Source organism: Candidatus Phytoplasma australasiaticum subsp. ipomoeae (assembly GCF_024425275.1).
GTDB lineage: Bacteria > Bacillota_I > Bacilli_A > Acholeplasmatales > Acholeplasmataceae > Phytoplasma > Phytoplasma australasiaticum.
The window spans coordinates 1-1103 of sequence record NZ_JALQCV010000029.1 but is presented as its reverse complement, the minus strand read 5'-3'; the positions used below and the strand labels follow the sequence as shown (position 1 = coordinate 1103).

Below are 1103 nucleotides of genomic sequence, written 5' to 3'. Positions count from 1 at the left end.
TTGTTTTTATAATCTACTATAATTATTATTTCTTTCGTTATAATAACCGACTATATACTGCTACTGATTATCATGCAGTAGGTGATTGGTTAAATCACTAAATATAAGGCATCTTTTTCGTCCACCCGCGATCTCCTGCGTGACAGGCAAGCATGTTAACCACTACACCATCGGACCGTATTATTTGGTTGCGGGAGTAGGATTCGAACCTACGACCTTCGGATTATGAGCCCGACGAGCTACCAAACTGCTCTATCCCGCGATCTTTAATCAATTGTGGCGGAGGAAGAGGGATTCGAACCCCCGCGTCTTTGTAGACCTTCCAGTTTTCAAGACTGGCCCCTTCAACCGGACTTGGGTATTCCTCCGTAATATATAAACTGGTGGACCCGGTAGGATTCGAACCTACGACCAACCGGTTATGAGCCGGTGGCTCTGACCAGCTGAGCTACAGGTCCATACACGTATCATTAAATATTAACTTTAATGGTAGCGGTAAAGGGATTTGAACCCATGACCTCACGGGTATGAACCGAGTGCTCTAGCCAACTGAGCTATACCGCCTTTAAAAATATCATTTACAATACATTTTTATAAAATTTTTGGTGGAGCTTAGCGGATTCGAACCGCTGACCTCCTGTGTGCAAAACAGGCGCTCTACCAACTGAGCTAAAACCCCTTTTTTATGGTACCTGAAGCCGGACTTGAACCGGCACGACGTAAAGTCATGGGATTTTAAGTCCCACGTGTCTACCTATTCCACCATTCAGGCCCTTAAAAATATATTTTTATAATTTCAAATAATTAAACAATTACAAAGTGGTGTCCCGTAAAGGATTCGAACCTTTGACACCTTGATTAAAAGTCAAGTGCTCTACCAACTGAGCTAACGGGACATTTCTTTGGTGCCAAAAGCAGGAATCGAACCCGCAACCTACTGATTACAAGTCAGTTGCTCTACCAATTGAGCTATTTTGGCTTAAATAACACTTATAATTACCTAAAAACTTATAATTACCTAAAAATCTTAAAAATTTACTTCTTAAGTTTCCGGTTTTGGTAGAGAATGAGGGGATCGAACCCCCGACCTTCTGCTTGTAAGG

The 1103-nt window shown here is 42.0% G+C and carries 8 tRNA genes; all 8 read right to left on the bottom strand.

The annotated features are described in order from the left end of the window. Positions 1 to 185: 185 nt before the first annotated feature. Positions 186 to 262, bottom strand: a tRNA-Met gene (locus NQK76_RS02500). A gap of 15 nt (positions 263 to 277) precedes the next feature. Continuing rightward, positions 278 to 368, bottom strand: a tRNA-Ser gene (locus NQK76_RS02495). 13 nt (positions 369 to 381) lie between these two features. Further along, a tRNA-Ile gene (locus NQK76_RS02490) sits at positions 382 to 458 on the bottom strand. Positions 459 to 487: 29 nt separating this feature from the next. Beyond that, positions 488 to 564: transfer RNA gene (locus NQK76_RS02485), tRNA-Met, on the bottom strand. Positions 565 to 603: 39 nt separating this feature from the next. Then, a tRNA-Ala gene (locus tag NQK76_RS02480) sits at positions 604 to 679 on the bottom strand. Positions 680 to 686: 7 nt separating this feature from the next. Further along, positions 687 to 772 (bottom strand) — tRNA-Leu (locus NQK76_RS02475). Positions 773 to 820: 48 nt separating this feature from the next. Then, positions 821 to 896: transfer RNA gene (locus tag NQK76_RS02470), tRNA-Lys, on the bottom strand. A gap of 7 nt (positions 897 to 903) precedes the next feature. After that, a tRNA-Thr gene (locus NQK76_RS02465) sits at positions 904 to 979 on the bottom strand. Positions 980 to 1103: the final 124 nt, after the last annotated feature.